13 protein-coding genes are annotated in these 15544 nt (G+C 68.1%); 5 read left to right on the top strand and 8 right to left on the bottom strand.

Annotated features, from left to right (window positions below; all coding sequences use genetic code 11):
• The first annotated feature begins 24 nt into the window (after positions 1-24).
• The gene (locus BW971_RS07250) at positions 25-579 is read left to right on the top strand and encodes an NUDIX hydrolase (RefSeq protein ID WP_076477947.1); all 555 of its coding nucleotides are present in this window, start codon (positions 25-27) and stop codon (positions 577-579) included.
• A gap of 31 nt (positions 580-610) precedes the next feature.
• Here BW971_RS07250 and BW971_RS07245 read toward each other — a convergent pair whose 3' ends face one another.
• The 3 genes from BW971_RS07245 to BW971_RS07235 all read right to left on the bottom strand — a co-directional run bounded on the left by BW971_RS07245 (position 611) and on the right by BW971_RS07235 (position 5820).
• Positions 611-2923, bottom strand: a complete 2313-nt coding sequence (locus BW971_RS07245; protein WP_083709411.1) for an FHA domain-containing protein — start codon at positions 2921-2923, stop codon at positions 611-613.
• A gap of 110 nt (positions 2924-3033) precedes the next feature.
• Positions 3034-4815: a proteasome ATPase gene (gene arc / locus BW971_RS07240; RefSeq protein ID WP_076477945.1), complete on the bottom strand. Its 1782-nt coding sequence runs from the start codon at positions 4813-4815 to the stop codon at positions 3034-3036.
• Between the two features lie 174 nt (positions 4816-4989).
• Positions 4990-5820: a tRNA (adenine-N1)-methyltransferase gene (locus BW971_RS07235; RefSeq protein WP_076477943.1), complete on the bottom strand. Its 831-nt coding sequence runs from the start codon at positions 5818-5820 to the stop codon at positions 4990-4992.
• Between the two features lie 58 nt (positions 5821-5878).
• Here BW971_RS07235 and BW971_RS07230 point away from each other — a divergent pair, with 58 nt between their 5' ends.
• The 3 genes from BW971_RS07230 to BW971_RS07220 all read left to right on the top strand — a co-directional run bounded on the left by BW971_RS07230 (position 5879) and on the right by BW971_RS07220 (position 8615).
• On the top strand, positions 5879-6811 hold the full coding sequence (locus BW971_RS07230) for a RecB family exonuclease (RefSeq protein ID WP_083709471.1): 933 nt from the start codon (positions 5879-5881) through the stop codon (positions 6809-6811).
• A gap of 37 nt (positions 6812-6848) precedes the next feature.
• Entirely contained in the window at positions 6849-7721 is an 873-nt protein-coding gene (locus tag BW971_RS07225) for a thioesterase family protein (protein ID WP_076477942.1), read from the top strand.
• Between the two features lie 117 nt (positions 7722-7838).
• Positions 7839-8615, top strand: a complete 777-nt coding sequence (locus tag BW971_RS07220) for an HAD-IIB family hydrolase (RefSeq protein WP_076477940.1) — start codon at positions 7839-7841, stop codon at positions 8613-8615.
• Between the two features lie 18 nt (positions 8616-8633).
• Here the strand turns inward: BW971_RS07220 and arr are convergent, their stop codons facing one another.
• The 5 genes from arr to metH are packed head-to-tail and all read right to left on the bottom strand — an operon-like array spanning position 8634 to position 14494.
• The gene (gene arr / locus BW971_RS07215; protein ID WP_076477939.1) at positions 8634-9041 is read right to left on the bottom strand and encodes an NAD(+)--rifampin ADP-ribosyltransferase; all 408 of its coding nucleotides are present in this window, start codon (positions 9039-9041) and stop codon (positions 8634-8636) included.
• Between the two features lie 8 nt (positions 9042-9049).
• On the bottom strand, positions 9050-9895 hold the full coding sequence (gene hisG, locus BW971_RS07210; RefSeq protein ID WP_076477937.1) for an ATP phosphoribosyltransferase: 846 nt from the start codon (positions 9893-9895) through the stop codon (positions 9050-9052).
• Between the two features lie 51 nt (positions 9896-9946).
• Entirely contained in the window at positions 9947-10210 is a 264-nt protein-coding gene (locus BW971_RS07205; RefSeq protein ID WP_076477935.1) for a phosphoribosyl-ATP diphosphatase, read from the bottom strand.
• A 6-nt stretch (positions 10211-10216) separates the two neighbouring features.
• A complete protein-coding gene (locus BW971_RS07200) occupies positions 10217-10939 on the bottom strand; it encodes an HAD family hydrolase (protein WP_076477933.1) in 723 nt (240 codons plus the stop codon).
• 24 nt (positions 10940-10963) lie between these two features.
• Positions 10964-14494: a methionine synthase gene (metH, locus tag BW971_RS07195; protein ID WP_407701203.1), complete on the bottom strand. Its 3531-nt coding sequence runs from the start codon at positions 14492-14494 to the stop codon at positions 10964-10966.
• 114 nt (positions 14495-14608) lie between these two features.
• Between metH and BW971_RS07190 the strand changes: the two genes are divergently transcribed.
• On the top strand, positions 14609-15490 hold the full coding sequence (locus BW971_RS07190; protein ID WP_076477929.1) for a PAC2 family protein: 882 nt from the start codon (positions 14609-14611) through the stop codon (positions 15488-15490).
• The last annotated feature ends 54 nt before the right edge of the window (positions 15491-15544 follow it).

Raw genomic sequence — 15544 nt, 5'->3', positions numbered from 1 at the left:
GGCGCTGGCCACTAGGGTGGACGGATGCCCGAACCCGCATCATCCCGAGCCGGAGCCGAGCAGGTCGCCGTATACGACGCCGGTGGCCGGGTGACGGGCACCGCGGATCGGGCCACGGTGTACGCCGACGGTCTGTGGCATGCGAGCGCGGGGGTACTGATCCGCTCCACCGATCGACGTCGGCTGTACGTACATCGACGCACACGGCAGAAGGCGGTGTTCGGCGGGTTGATCGACTGCCTGGCCGGTGGGGTGATCGACCCGGGTGAGAGCGTCGAGACCGCCGCGCGGCGCGAACTCGCCGAGGAGTTGGGCGTGACCGTCGACGGGGTGATGACCCCGCTGACCAGCGGTCGGTGGGAGGGCCGCAGCGGCGACGCGACCATCCGGTGCCATCTGACCGCCTTCGTCGTCGATCACGACGGTCCGTTCCGGTGGCAGGCGTCCGAGATCGCCGACGCCTGGTGGTGGTCGGCGGCCGAACTCGCGGCCGCCATCGCGGACTCGGGTTCCGACTTCGTGCCCGACACCCGCGCAATGCTGCGAGACGTGCAGTGGGATCAGGTGGCGTCCGGCTGACAGCCCGCTGCGTGCGGATCGGCGCGGGTACTCACCGGGTGCGACACAACCGACCCCAGGTGAAGCCGAGCAACGCCGACCCCATGATCGCCAGGACCAGCCAGGCCACCAGCACCGTCGCCACCCGGTGATCCCACAACGCCTCGTGTGCCGTCGGCGGTGACAGGGGTGACAGCCGACGCAGGTCCACCGTCGCCGCCGCGGACGCATACCCCCAGCGAGTCGGGAACAGCCACGACACCTGCTCCAATCCCGGCCTACCGGCGATCGGGAACAAGCCGGCGCAGAACACCAACTGCACCATCACCACCAGTACCAGCGGTGGCATGGTCTGCTCGGCCGAACGGGCGACGGCGGAGATGGCCAGACCCACCGCGACGCCGACGCAGGCGAGGAGGCCGATGTCGACGAACAACTCCACCGGACCGGGAAGTAGCACCCCCGGACCCGGAATACCCCGGCCCAGGTAGGCGATGACGACCATCACCCCGACCTGCACCCCTGCGACGACGCCGTACACGACAGCCTTCGCCAGTAGATACGACCCGACCCGCAGCCCGACCGCGCGCTCGCGTTCGAACATCGGGCGCTCGCCCACCAGGTCACGCACGGTGAGCGCGGTCCCCATGAACGCGGCTCCCACCACCAGGACCACCAACACCTGCACCGATTCGCCGGCGCTGTCGGCACCGTTCACCGTGAATCCGGCGTGGCCGGGGATCACCAGTGACAGCGCACCCAACACCACGGGCAGCGCGGTCAGGAAGATCAGATAACCGCGGTCGGCCAGCACCAAGCGCAGTTGCCGCCGCGCGACCGTCGAGGCCTGGCGCAGCACCCCCGTCTGCGGCGTGGGTGTCGGCGGCCCGTCGGGGGATTCCGGCGGCGGTGCCGGGGGCGGCCGCAGACGATTGCGATGGCGTAGATGCGCGTCGTCGGGACGAGCGGTGACGTAGGCGAAGATCTCGGCCCAGTCATCGGTGCCCATCGCCACGCCGACCGTGCGCGGTGGTCCACAGAAGGCGGTCCGACCACCGGCGGCGAGCAACACCACCTGATCGCACATCGAGAGATGGCTCACCGAGTGGGTGACCACCAGCACCACACGACCGGCGTCGGCCAGACGTCGCAGCATGGTCATCACCTGTCGGTCCAGGGCCGGGTCGAGTCCGGAGGTCGGCTCGTCCAGGATGAGCAGTGACGGCCCGGTGAGCAGCTCCGTCGCCACCGACGCCCGTTTGCGCTGACCGCCGGACAATCGGTCGACCCGGGTGTGGGCGTGCTCGGTGAGCTGCAGTTCGGCCAACACCCCGGCGACCACGCGTTCACGGTCGGCGGCAGTCATATCCGGGGGCAATCGCAACTCGGCGGCGTAGCGCAGTCCTTGGACGAGGGTGAGCTGCCGGTGCAGCACGTCGTCCTGCGGGACCATCCCGATGCGGGTGCGCAGCGCCTGATAGTCGGCGTGCACCCCACGCCCCTCGAAGTGGACGGTGCCGACCGTCGGCGCCACCAACCCCGCGACCACCCGGGACACCGTGGACTTACCCGCCCCGGACGGTCCGATGATCGCGGTGAGAGTGCCCACCGCCGCGTCGAAGCCGACGTCCTGTACCAACGGTCGGTTGTCCACGGTCACGCCTATCCCCGACACCTGCAGCCCGCGCGGTGGGGACCCGTCGGCGGTGGTCGCCGGCGGCGGCCCCGGCCGCAACGCGTGTCCGGTGACCACGAAGTCGCTGTTGCCGATGGTGACCACCGCGCCGTCGCGCAACAGGTGCCGCTCGACCCGGGTGCCATCGACGAAGGTGCCGTTCACGCTCCCCAGATCTTCGATGACCAGGCCCGTCGGGCAGACCTGGACACGGGCGTGCGTGCGGGAGGCGAGCACGTCGCCGACCACCACGTCGTTGTCGGGGGTACGGCCGATGGTCGCGACCCCGACCACCGGGATGGGTGCCGACGGGTCACCGGGCAGCGCCTGGAGGTGAGGTGCAGCGGGCACGACGTGGTCGACGGGTCGCCGCACCCCACCGACGGGTTGCAGGTCGACGACCGGGCCGGTGGTCGGGTCGCCGAGGCGCAACCGGCACCGGCCGGTGATCGGAACCGAATGGTGTCGCGATCCGTCGAGGAAGAAGCCGTTGGTGCTGTCGGTGTCGACCACGATCCAGGTGTCGTGGCGCCACTCGATCACCAGATGCCGCCGCGAGACCAGCGGGTGGACGACGGTGACGGAGTTCTCCGGGGTGCGGCCGACGGTGATGGGACCGGCCGGGGGAACCTGCTGTTCCACGCCGTCCACCGCGAGCCGCAGAGCGGGCCCCGCCGACGGTGCGTTCACCCGGAGAAGTGTAGGGCCCGGATCGGACAACGGTCCGGGTCATCGACCGGAAACCATTCACCCGGACCACCCCATGTACTCGGGGTGATCCGGGTGAACGCCGCAGACCTCTACAGGTACTGGCCGGTGTTGGTCTCGGTGTCGATAGCCCGGTTGGCGCCGGCGTTCTTGCCGGTGACCAGGGTGCGGATGTAGACGATCCGCTCCCCCTTCTTGCCCGAGATCCGCGCCCAGTCGTCGGGGTTGGTGGTGTTCGGCAGATCCTCGTTCTCGGCGAACTCGTCGAGGATCGAGTCGAAAAGATGCTGCACGCGCAGACCCGGCTGACCGGTGTCCAACTGCGACTTGATGGCATACTTCTTGCCGCGGTCCACCACGTTCTGGATCATCGCGCCGGAGTTGAAGTCCTTGAAGTACATGACCTCCTTGTCACCGTTGGCGTAGGTCACCTCCAGGAACCGGTTGTCGTCGTTCTCGGCGTACATCCGCTCGACCACCCGCTCGATCATCGCCTGCACGCACGCGTTGCGGTCACCGCCGAACTCGGCGATGTCCTCGGCGTGTACGGGCAATTCCGTGGTGAGGTACTTCGAGAAGATGTCCATCGCCGACTCGGCGTCGGGACGCTCGATCTTGATCTTCACGTCCAGACGTCCGGGCCGCAGGATGGCCGGGTCGATCATGTCCTCGCGGTTGGAGGCGCCGATGACGATGACGTTCTCGAGGCCCTCCACACCGTCGATCTCGCTCAGCAGCTGCGGTACCACCGTGGTCTCCACGTCGGAGGACACACCGGACCCGCGGGTGCGGAAGATCGAGTCCATCTCGTCGAAGAACACGATCACCGGGGTGCCCTCGGATGCCTTCTCCCTGGCTCGCTGGAAGATCAGCCGGATGTGACGCTCGGTCTCGCCGACGAACTTGTTCAGCAGCTCCGGGCCCTTGATGTTCAGGAAGTACGACTTGGCCTCGCGGGCGTCGTCACCCCGGGCCTGTGCGATCTTCTTGGCCAGCGAGTTGGCGACGGCCTTCGCGATGAGGGTCTTACCGCATCCGGGCGGCCCGTACAGCAGCACACCCTTGGGCGGACGCAACGCGTAGTCGCGGAACAGATCCTTGTGCAGGAACGGCAGTTCCACCGCGTCGCGGATCTGCTCGATCTGCCGTCCCAGGCCGCCGATGTCCTCGTACCCGACGTCCGGCACCTCTTCGAGCACCAGATCCTCGACCTCGGCCTTGGGGACGCGCTCGAAGGCGAACCCGGCCTTGGTGTCGATGAGCAGCGAGTCACCGGGTCGCAGCAGGCGCTTGCGGCTCTCCCCCTCCACGTCCATCTCAACGGTCAGCGGGTCCGCCAACCACACCACACGCTCCTCGTCGGCATGCCCGACCACCAGGGCGCGATCACCGTCTCCGAGTACCTCACGCAAGGTGCTGATCTCGCCCACCGAGTCGTAACCGCTGGCCTCGACCACGGTCAGGGCCTCGTTCAGTCGCAACGTCTGGCCGCGTTTGAGCTGATCGATGTCGATGTTGGGCGAGCACGTCAGCCGCATCTTGCGTCCGGAGGTGAACACGTCGACGGTCTCGTCCTCGTGGACCTCGAGGAGCACCCCGTAACCGCTCGGCGGTTGACCGAGGCGGTCGACCTCCTCGCGCAATGCGATGAGCTGTTGACGGGCTTCCTTCAGGGTGTCCAGCAGCTTCGCGTTACGCGTCGTGAGATTGTCGACCTTCTCCTGCAGGTCGGCGTCGTCGCGCGCGAACGGACTCCGTCCCGCCTCGACGCGTGCGGCGCGCGGGCGTACCTCGGGGGGCGAGTCCGGGCGACCGGCCTCTCCCTGATCACGTGGAGACCCACCAGCGGCTCCGTGACGGTCAGACTCGGTCATTCCTGACTCCTCTCCCGGCCCTCGAACGCTGCCGTGGAGTCCACGCTACCGGCGAGATGACGAATCTGCCTCGCGCGAACCATCACACGATGTTGACGGCATGTTAATTGTCCGTTGGCCCGCCAGGGATTCGTCGCCGCGCCGGGTCCGGATCTGCGCTCGTCGCGGGGTCGCTCAACCGCGGCTCGGCCGACGATGTGCGCGCAGCGGGTCGGTACCGTCGGCCAGGCGGCGGGAGCTGACCAGAAATGCGGTGTGGCCTTGCATTCTGTGCTCCGGACGGACCGCGAGACCCACGGCGTGCCAGTCGCGGACCATCGACTCCCAGGCCCGCGGTTCGGTCCAGCAGTTCTGTTCGCGCAGGGCCTCGACGATGCGGGACAACTGGGTGACGGTCGCCACGTACACGATCAACACCCCGCCTGGTTTCAACGCCGCGGCCACCGTGGGTAGCGGGGCCCACGGCTCCACCATGTCGAGCACCACCCGATCGACCTGTCGCTCGGCGGGGTGGTCGGCCAGGTCGCCGACGACGAGCTCCCAGTTGTCGGGGTGCTCCCCGAAGAACGTGGTGACATTGCGCTCGGCGTGCTCGGCGTGGTCCTCACGGACCTCGTAGGAGAGGACCGATCCGGCCGGGCCCACCGCTCGCAGCAGCGAGCAGGTCAGCGCACCGGATCCGGCGCCGGCCTCGAGGACGGTGCAGCCGGGGTGGACGTCGCCCTCGGCGACGATCTGTGCCGAGTCCTTGGGGTAGATCACCGCGGCACCGCGCGGCATCGACACCACGTAGTCCGTCAGCAGGGGGCGCAGGGCCAGATACTGGGTACCGCTGGTGGCCCCGACGATCGTCCCCTCGTCGGCCCCGATCAGGTCGTCGTGGGCGATGGCGCCGCGGTGGGTGTGGAACTGCTTGCCCTCCTCGAGCACCACGGTGAACTTGCGGTTCTTGGAATCGGTCAACTGCACCCGGTCACCCACCACGAAGGGGCCTGATCTCGACATGGTGGTCCTCTCACACGGTCTGTCCGCCGACAACCCGACACGTCCCGGTCGGGACGCGATGACGACGCGGATTGTCGTGGGCCCCCGCTACCCTGCCAGTGTGAGCAGCAGGATCGTCACGCGCCCCACCCTTCTCGACGTGGTCGAGGAGGTCACCGCGCCGTCCGGGTCCACCACGCACCGCCAGGCCGCCGCCAGGCATCGTCCGGCGCTGTCACCGTCGCGGGCCGCGGACTTCAAACAGTGCCCGCTGCTGTACCGGCTACGGGCGATCGACCGCATCCCCGAGACGCCGACCACCGCGCAGGCCCGGGGAACCCTGGTGCATGCGGCGTTGGAGAACCTGTTCGACCTCCCCGCGGAGTTGCGTACCCCGGAGGCGGCGCTGGACCTGGTGGACGGGGCGTGGGCCGCGATCTGCGCGCAGGCGCCCGAGTTGCGGGAGCTGGTCCCCGAGGACGAGACCACGACGTTCCTGTCGGGTGCGCACAAGCTGATGACCACCTACTTCCGGATGGAGGACCCGAGCCGGTTCGATGCGGAGTCCTGCGAGGTGCGTGTCGAGGTCGAGATCGACGGTGATGTGCTGCTGCGGGGTTTCGTCGACCGGGTCGACGTGGCCCCCGACGGTCGCGTCCGCGTGGTCGACTACAAGACCGGACGCAGCCCCGGTGAGGCGTTCGAGGCCAAGGCCCTGTTCCAGATGAAGTTCTACGCGTTGGCCATCCAGCGCACGACGGGCACGCTGCCCACCCGTCTACAGCTGATGTACCTCGCCGACGGGCAGCAACTGACCTACGACCCCGACCGGGACGAGATCGAGCGATTCGGGCGCACGCTGGCGGCGATCTGGCGGGCCATCCGGACCGCGGGTACCACCGGCGACTTCCGACCCCGACGGTCGCGTATGTGCTCGTTCTGCGACCACCGGTCGCTGTGCCCAGAGTTCGGCGGCACCCCACCCCCGTACCCCGGGTGGCCCGAGCCGTGACCTCCTCGCCGCCCGGGCGCGACGATGTGGTGTCGTGATGTCCGTGACCGACGAGCCTGCTGCGACACCGCCCTACTACCGGCGCCTGCCCACTGATCCGACGGATGCGCAGGGATACGAGTACTTCCAGCCCTCGGAGTCGACGGTCAGCGTGTGGTCCACGCAGATCCAGCACGGTGGGCCACCGAGCGCTCTGTTGGTCCGGGCACTGGAACGGTGCACCGGTGACGCGTCCGGCAAACAGTTCAGCCGCGTGACCATCGACATCCTGGGCGCCGTCTCGTTGGGGGTGAACCGCGTGTGCGCCACGATGATCCGGCCGGGACGGCAGATCGCCCAGGTGCAGGCGGAACTGGAGACGCAGGGTTCCGACGCCACGTTCCGGGTGGCGGCCCGCGCGACGGCGTGGCTGCTGATGACCTCCGACACCGCCGCCATCGTCGAGGACGTGGCACCGCCGCTGCGGCCCGGACCCGACGACGTGGCCACCGAGGTGGGGATCTCGTCGCAGGTGGGTGAGGGCGTCAGCTGGGGTGACACCGGTTTCGTGGGCACCGTGCGGTTCGGGCAACTCCCCACCGGGATCGGCGCCACCGCGGCCACCTGGCTGCAGCCCACCGTCGACCTGGTCGCCGGCGAGCGCGCCAGTCCGCTCCAGCGGTTCTTCACCGTGGTCGACGTGGCCAACGGTCTCGGCACCACCCTGCAACCCGACGAGTGGAGCTGGATGAACACCGACACCACCGTCCACCTGGTGCGTCCGCCCCGTGGCGACTGGTTCGGCATCGACTCGCGGATGGCGGTGGGACCGACCGGTGTCGGTGCTACCTTCTCGGAGTTGTTCGACGATCAGGGCTGCGTGGGACGTGGCGCACAGACCACGCTCCTGAGTCGACAGCAACACGGCTGACTGAGATCCTCGGTACGCATCGCGAGGGGGCCCGCGGTCACGGACATGCCGGTGGGCGCACCGGGCATGACATGAGCGACGAGACGTCCTGCGGGGCGGTGAGAGGTGAGCGGACAGATGGGGATTGCGGTCGACGGCAAGAACTACGACCTGGTGATGTTCGACCTCGACGACACCCTGGCTCCGTCGAAGAGTCCGATGTCGGAGGAGATGGCCGCGCTGTTGCGTCGGCTGCTCGGCCACACCGCCGCCTGCATCATCTCCGGCGGTCGCTACGAGCAGTTCGAGATGCAGGTCCTCGCGCGCCTCGGGCGTTTCGACGACATCGCCCGCTTCCACCTGATGCCCACCTGCGGCACCCAGTACGTGCGCTGGAACGGTGACGACTGGGAAACCGTCTATGCCGAGAACCTGACCGACGACCAGAAGTACCGCGCTCTGAAAGTCCTGGAGATCGGGGCCAAGGAACTGGGTCTGTGGAGTGAGCAGACCTGGGGTCCGATCCTCGAGGACCGCGGTTCGCAGATCACGTTCAGCGCGCTGGGCCAGAGCGCCCCGGTGGCCGAGAAATCGCAGTGGGATCCCGAGAACACCAAGAAGGAGAAGCTCCGGGCCTATGCGGCCGAGCGGCTGCCCGACCTCGAGGTCCGCAGTGGCGGGTCCACGTCGGTGGACATCACCGTCAAGGGCATCGACAAGGCGTACGGAACCCGCAAACTGATCGACATCCTGGGGATCGGACCCGAGCAGATCCTGTTCTTCGGTGACCGCCTCGACCCCGGTGGCAACGACTACCCGGTCAAGGAGATGGGTATCGACTCGGTGCACGTCGCCGACCACGACGACACCTTCCGACGGCTCACCGCGATCCTGGACGCGCAGCCTGCCACGTAGAACGCGTGGCGGTGCGGATCAGTTGACGATCTCTCCGCGTGGCTGCGCGAGCCGATCCCGCCACTGCTGCAACGCCTGCGGGGTCAACCGGGTCCAGTCGGTCACCTCGCCGAGGATCCTCAGAGGTGCGCGACTGCGGTACGAGCGGGTCGGATTCCCGGGGAACTTCTTGTCCGTCACGTTCGGGTCGTTCTCGAATGCGCCGGTGGGCTCCACCGAGTACACCCGTGGTGCGTGGTCGCCCGCCGCGAGTTCCGCGGCGAGGCCCGCGCCGTCGCGGAGTGCGGTGAAGTAGATGTGGTTCATCACCACCTCCGGCCGATAGTTCGAGCGGAATCCCGCGGTCAACAGGTCCCCCGGCAGCAGATCCGCCTTGGTGCCGTGGAAGAACGGTCCCTGGTCGTCCGGTTGGTCGTCGTCCTCCATCGTCGGCGTCAGAACCGGCAGGAGCGGATGTCGGAGGCGAGGATCGCCCGGGCGCCGAGCTCGGCCAGCTCGTCCATCAGGTTCTGGTGCTGGTGGCGCGGGACCATGGCACGTACCGCGACCCAGTTCTCGTCGGCCATCGGTGCCACGGTCGGTGACTCCAGCCCGGGCGTGATCGTCACCGCGCGATCGAGCAGGTCCTTGCGGCAGTCGTAGTCGATCATCACGTACTGCTGACCGAACACCACACCCTGGATACGGGCGATCAGCTGACGGGCGGGCTTGCTCAGGTCGGTGCCCGCACCGGAGATCAGCACCGCCTCGCTCTCCAACAGGGGGTCCCCGAAAGCGGTCAGGCCGTGCTGACGCAGCGTGCGACCCGACCCCACGACGTCGGCGATGACGTCGGCCACCCCGAGCTGGATGGAGATCTCCACCGCACCGTCGAGCCGGATGATCGTCGACTCGATGCCGCGGGCCTCGAGGTCGTCCTGCACCAGGTTCGCGAACGACGTGGCGATCCGTCTGCCCGCCAGGTCGTCGACCGACCACCGCTCGCCTGCGGGACCGGCGTAGCGGAACGTCGACCCGCCGAACCCCAGAGCCAGTTGCTCGGTGACCGCGGCACGCGAATCGGCGGCGAGGTCGCGACCGGTGATGCCCAGATCGAGCTCGCCGGAACCGACGTAGATGGCGATGTCCTTGGGACGCAGGAAGAAGAACTCCACGTCGTTCGCCGGGTCGAGCACGGTCAGGTCCTTGGCGTCGGTGCGACGACGATATCCGGCCTCGGACAGGATGGCCGCCGCCGATTCCGACAGCGCGCCCTTGTTGGGTACGGCAACCCTCAACATCGAAAGGTCCTCACAGATGGGAGAAGTCAGCAGAAAGGGTGGATGCGGGGATCACAGATGTCGGTACACCGCGGCGAGGGTGACCCCACGCTTGATCATCATCACCTGCAGCCAGTACAGCAGCTGCGAGACCTCCTCGGCGAAGGCGTCCGCGCTCTCGTGCTCGGCGGCCAGCCAGACCTCACCGGCCTCCTCGATGATCTTCTTGCCCAGCGTGTGCACCCCGGAGTCGAGGGCCGCGACGGTGCCGCTGCCCGCAGGGCGTTCGGCGGCACGATCGGTGAGCTCGGCGAACAGTTCATCGAAGGTCTTCACGAAGTGTCAGTCTCTCACGCACTGTCCAACGGATTGTCCTGCGGTCACTCCTCGCGCGACGGTCGCATCCGTCCGTACCGCGACCAGGTCGTCCAGGGTTAGCCCGGTGAGCGCGGCGCGGAACACCCGCCCCGGGCCCGCGGGCACCGGCGCCTCCGACGGCACCACCAGCGTCGGACACCCGGCCGCGATCGCGGCGGCGGTTCCCGCCGGTGAGTCCTCCACGGCCACGCAGTCCTCCGGCCGGACGCCGAGGGCGTCCGCGGCGGCCAGGTACAGGTCGGGCTCCGGCTTGCCGTTGGCCACCTCGTCGGCGCAGAAACTCACCGCGAACCGCTCGGCGCCGATGGTGCGCACCGCGTGCTCGGTCAGCATGCGCTCGGTGTTGGTGACCAGTGCCATCGGGATGCCGTGGCGGGCGACCATCTCCAGTGCGGCACGCGCACCCGGCTGCCAGGGAACACCGTCGGCGAACAGTTCGACCACCCGCCCGCGCAACCACTGCGCGGCCGAACCCAGCCCGCCTTCGGTCACCGGCTCGCCGGCGGCGGCGAACAGCTTGGTCAACGCGCCGGTCATGGAATTGCCCAACGTCGATTCCCGCAGCTCGGCGGTCATCGTGGTCCCCAACCGGTCTGCCAGTTCGGCGATGGCCACGTCCCACAACTTCTCCGAGTCCAACAGCGTGCCGTCCATGTCCCAGAGGACTGCGGCGGGCGCGTCAGACATCGACGTACTCAGACATTGAAGGACTCAGACATTGAAGTACTTGGCCTCGGGGTGGTGCAGGACGAAGGCGTCGGTCGACTGCTCCGGGTGCAACTGCAACTCCTCCGACAGCTCGACGCCGATACGGCCCGGTTCCAACAGGTCCACCATCGTGGACCGGTCCTCCAGCGTGGGGCAGGCACCGTAACCGAATGAGTAGCGCGCACCCCGGTATTCGAGGTCGAAGAATCCCTGGGGGTTCTCCGGATCGTCGTCGGCCGCCGAGCCGGTGCCGAAGGACAACTCCGAACGGACCCGCTGATGCCAGTACTCGGCCAACGCCTCGGTGAGCTGCACCCCGATGCCGTGCACCTCGAGGTAGTCGCGGTAGGCGTTCTCGGCGAAGAGTTCGTTGGCGAAGTCGGCGATCGGCTGTCCCATGGTGACCAGCTGGAAGGGCAACACGTCCACCTGGCCGGTGGCGATCGCCTCCTGCCGGGACCGGACGAAGTCGGCGATGCACAGGAACCGACCACGCTGCTGGCGCGGGAACGAGAAGCTGCAACGGATCTCCGCATCCGGGCGCGGCTCGGTGAGCACGTGGACCGTGTCCCCGTCGCTGACCACCGGGAAATACCCGTAGACCACCGCGGCGTGCTGCAGGATGTTCGCGGTGGCCAAGCGGTCGAGCCACTCCCGCAACCGGGGACGTCCCTCGCTCTCCACCAGGTCCTCGTAACTGGGCCCGTCGTCACCGCGGGTGCCCTTGAGCCCCCACTGGCCCATGAACAGTGCGCGCTCGTCGAGCAGACCGCGGTAGTCGGCCAGCGGCACCCCCTTGACAATCCGGGTACCCCAGAACGGCGGCGTCGGCACCGGGTTGTCCGTGGCGACATCGGAGCGTTCGGGCACCTCCACCGGGGTCTCGGCGGCCTTGCGCTTCTCCGCGATGCGGCGGGATCGCTCGTGACGGGCCTTGCGCTCGGCGGCCTTCTCCGCGGCGGCGATCGCCTCCGGACTGTCCGGCGACGGTCCCTCACCGCGTTTGGTGGCCATGATGTCGTCCATCAGCCGCAGACCCTCGAAGGCGTCGCGGGCGTAGTGCACATCGCCCGCGTAGGTCTCGCTGAGGTCGTTCTCCACGTACGAGCGGGTCAGGGCGGCCCCACCGAGCAGCACCGGGTAGTCGTCGGCGAGTCCGCGACTGTTGATCTCCTCGAGGTTCTCCTTCATCACCACCGTCGACTTCACCAACAGCCCGGACATGCCGATCACGTCGGCGCGCTTGTCCTGCGCGACCTCGATGATGGTGGTGATCGGTTGCTTGATACCGATGTTCACCACCTCATAGCCGTTGTTGGACAGGATGATGTCGACCAGGTTCTTCCCGATGTCGTGGACGTCGCCCTTGACCGTGGCCAGCACGATACGGCCCTTGCCGTCGTCGCCGGTGGACTCCATATGCGGTTCGAGGTGGGCGACCGCAGCCTTCATCACCTCGGCGGACTGCAGCACGAAGGGCAGTTGCATCTGCCCCGAACCGAACAGTTCACCGACGGTCTTCATCCCCGAGAGCAGGGTCTCGTTGATGATGGCCAACGGCGGCTTCTCCTGCATGGCGGCATCGAGGTCGTCGGTGAGGCCGTTGCGTTCACCATCGACGATGCGACGTTCCAGTCGGTCGAACAACGGCAGCTTGTTGAGCTCCTCGGCCCGCGACTCGCGCGCCGATGCCGCCGACACCCCCTCGAACAGCTCCATCAGCTTCTGCAGCGGGTCGTAACCCTCGCGCCGTCGGTCGTAGACGAGGTCGAGGGCGACCTCGCGCTGCTCGTCGGGGATCTTTGTCATCGGCAGAATCTTCGACGCGTGGACGATCGCGGTGTCCAACCCGACCTGCACGCACTCGTGCAGGAACACCGAGTTCAGCACCTGCCGCGCGGCCGGGTTCAGACCGAAGGACACATTGGAGATACCGAGGGTGAAGTGCACCGACGGGTGCGACTCCTTGATCCGCCTGATCGCCTCGAGGGTCTCGATGGCGTCCTTGCGGACCTCCTCCTGTCCGGTGGAGATCGGGAAGGTGAGGGCATCGATGATGATGTCCTCCTCCTGCAGACCCCAGTTCTCGGTGATGTCGGCGATCAACCGTTCGGCGACCCGGACCTTCCAGTCAGCGGTGCGGGCCTGCCCCTCCTCGTCGATGGTCAGTGCGACCACCGCGGCGCCGTGCTGGGTGACCAGCCGCATGATGCGCTGGAACCGGGAGTCCGGACCGTCGCCGTCCTCGTAGTTCACCGAGTTCACCGCGCAGCGACCGCCGAGTGCCTCCAGCCCCGCCTCGATGACCGCGGGCTCGGTGGAGTCGAGCATGATCGGCAGCGTCGACCCGGTGGCCAGCCGTCCGGCGAGCGCGGTCATGTCGGCAGCACCGTCGCGACCCACGTAGTCGACGTTCAGGTCGAGCATGTGCGCGCCGTCGCGGGTCTGATCCTTGGCGATGTCGATGCACTTCTGCAGGTCGCCGTCGATCATCGCCTCGCGGAAGGCCTTGGACCCGTTGGAGTTGGTCCGCTCCCCGATGACCATGAAGCTGGCGTCCTGGTCGAACGGTACCGAGGTGTACAGCGACGACACCTCGGACTCGTGCTCCACGGTGCGGTTCGCGGGGGTGAGCTCGCGGACCGCCGCGGCCACCTGCCGGATGTGTTCTGGTGTGGTGCCGCAGCACCCGCCGACCAGCGACAACCCGTAGTCGGTGACGAAGCCCTGCAGCGCCTGCGCCAACTCACCGGGTTGCAGCGGGTATTCGGCCCCGTTCTTGCCCAGCTGCGGCAGTCCGGCGTTCGGCATCACCGACACCGGGATCTGGGAGTGCTTGGACAGGTAACGCAGGTGCTCGCTCATCTCGGCGGGACCGGTGGCGCAGTTCAGCCCGATGAGGTCTACGCCCAGCGGTTCGATCGCGGCCAGCGCCGCCCCGATCTCACTGCCCAGCAGCATGGTTCCGGTGGTCTCCACGGTGACGTGGCTGATGATCGGGATACGGCGCCCGAGCCGCCGCATCGCCAACTGGCCCGCGACCACCGCGGCCTTCACCTGCAGCAGGTCCTGGGACGTCTCGACGAGCAGTGCGTCCGCACCCGCCTCGACCATGCCCAGCGCGCATTCCACGTAGGCGTCACGGACCGCGGCGAAGGTGGTGTGTCCGAGACTCGGCAGCTTGGTGCCCGGGCCGATCGATCCGAGCACCATCCGCGGGATGCCGTCGGACGACGGCCCCATCTCGTCGGCCACCCCGCGGGCGATCTCGGTGCCCTTGCGCGCGAGTTCGCGGATTCGGTCGGCGATGTCGTAGTCGCCGAGGTTCGACAGGTTGCAGCCGAAGGTGTTGGTCTCCACGGCGTCCGCGCCGGCCTCGAAGTACTCGCGGTGGATGGCAGCGAGCACATCGGGTCGGGTGTCGTTGAGGATCTCGTTGCAACCCTCGAGGTTGCGGAAGTCGTCGAGCGTGAGATCCGCCGCCTGCAGCATGGTGCCCATCGCCCCGTCGCCGACGATGACGCGGTCCGCCATGGCGGTCAGCAGCGGCGAGTCGTGGGGGGCCGAATCGTGCTGGTGGGACGGGGGGCCAGACATGGATATCAGGGTAGTTCGCTCTCAGTCGGTGATCGGTCGTAGGCTTGGTCGGTGAACGCTTCGCAGGTCGCAAACCTTCCTACCCTGCGGCAACCGGTGGTCATCGCCGCATTCGAGGGGTGGAACGACGCGGGGGACGCGGCCAGCGGCGCCGTCGAGCACCTGGCCCTGGTCTGGGATGCTCAGCCACTGTTCGAGATGGACCCGGACGAATACTACGACTTCCAGGTCAACCGCCCCACCGTAGCGCTTGTCGACGGGGTGACGCGTCGAGTGGTGTGGCCGACCACCACCGTGTCGTGGTGCAGCCCGCCCGGATCCGAGCGCGACGTGGTGCTGGTCCACGGCATCGAACCCAACATGCGCTGGCGTTCGTTCTGCAAGGAGATCATCGACGTGATCGATGCCCTGCAGGCCCAGACCGTCGTCACCCTGGGTGCGTTGCTGGCCGACGCCCCACACACCCGCCCGGTGCCGGTGACCGGGACCGCGCACACCCCGGCGGCGGCCACGCGGTACGGGGTGGAGCAGAGCCGGTACGAGGGCCCCACCGGGATCACCGGGATCCTGCAGGATCAGTGTGTGCAGGCGGCCATCCCGTCGCTGTCGTTCTGGGCGGCGGTACCGCACTACGTCTCCACCCCACCCAACCCCAAGGCGACGGTGGCGCTGTTGCAGCGGGTCGAGGAGGTCCTCGACGTGGAGGTTCCGCTCGGCGAGCTGCCCGCCCAGGCCGAGGAGTGGGAGCGTGCGGTCACCGAGATGACCGACGACGACGAGGAGATCGCCGAGTACGTGCGTGGCCTCGAGGAGCGCGGCGACGCCGAGGTCGATCTCGACGAGACCCTCGCCGAGATCGACGGCGACGCACTCGCGGCGCAGTTCGAGAAATACCTGCGCCGACGGGGGCCCGGCGAGACCTACGGAGGGTGATCACTCCCACCGTCGTGCCGCGTGCGCACTCACCCGGGTCACGACGATCCGGTG

It is taken from the genome of Williamsia sterculiae (genome assembly GCF_900156495.1).
GTDB lineage: Bacteria > Actinomycetota > Actinomycetes > Mycobacteriales > Mycobacteriaceae > Williamsia_B > Williamsia_B sterculiae.
This window is presented reverse-complemented; position numbering and strand designations above follow the sequence as displayed.

What these genes read in the sequence shown, in the direction of transcription:
- BW971_RS07250 (WP_076477947.1), top strand. Translation starts at nt 25, where the DNA reads ATGCCCGAACCCGCATCATCCCGAGCCGGAGCCGAGCAGGTCGCCGTA.
- arc (WP_076477945.1), bottom strand. Translation starts at nt 4,815, where the DNA reads ATGACCGAGTCTGACCGTCACGGAGCCGCTGGTGGGTCTCCACGTGAT.
- BW971_RS07235 (WP_076477943.1), bottom strand. Translation starts at nt 5,820, where the DNA reads ATGTCGAGATCAGGCCCCTTCGTGGTGGGTGACCGGGTGCAGTTGACC.
- BW971_RS07230 (WP_083709471.1), top strand. Translation starts at nt 5,879, where the DNA reads ATGACGACGCGGATTGTCGTGGGCCCCCGCTACCCTGCCAGTGTGAGC.
- BW971_RS07225 (WP_076477942.1), top strand. Translation starts at nt 6,849, where the DNA reads ATGTCCGTGACCGACGAGCCTGCTGCGACACCGCCCTACTACCGGCGC.
- BW971_RS07220 (WP_076477940.1), top strand. Translation starts at nt 7,839, where the DNA reads ATGGGGATTGCGGTCGACGGCAAGAACTACGACCTGGTGATGTTCGAC.
- arr (WP_076477939.1), bottom strand. Translation starts at nt 9,041, where the DNA reads ATGGAGGACGACGACCAACCGGACGACCAGGGACCGTTCTTCCACGGC.
- hisG (WP_076477937.1), bottom strand. Translation starts at nt 9,895, where the DNA reads ATGTTGAGGGTTGCCGTACCCAACAAGGGCGCGCTGTCGGAATCGGCG.
- BW971_RS07200 (WP_076477933.1), bottom strand. Translation starts at nt 10,939, where the DNA reads ATGTCTGACGCGCCCGCCGCAGTCCTCTGGGACATGGACGGCACGCTG.
- metH (WP_407701203.1), bottom strand. Translation starts at nt 14,494, where the DNA reads ATGGCGGACCGCGTCATCGTCGGCGACGGGGCGATGGGCACCATGCTG.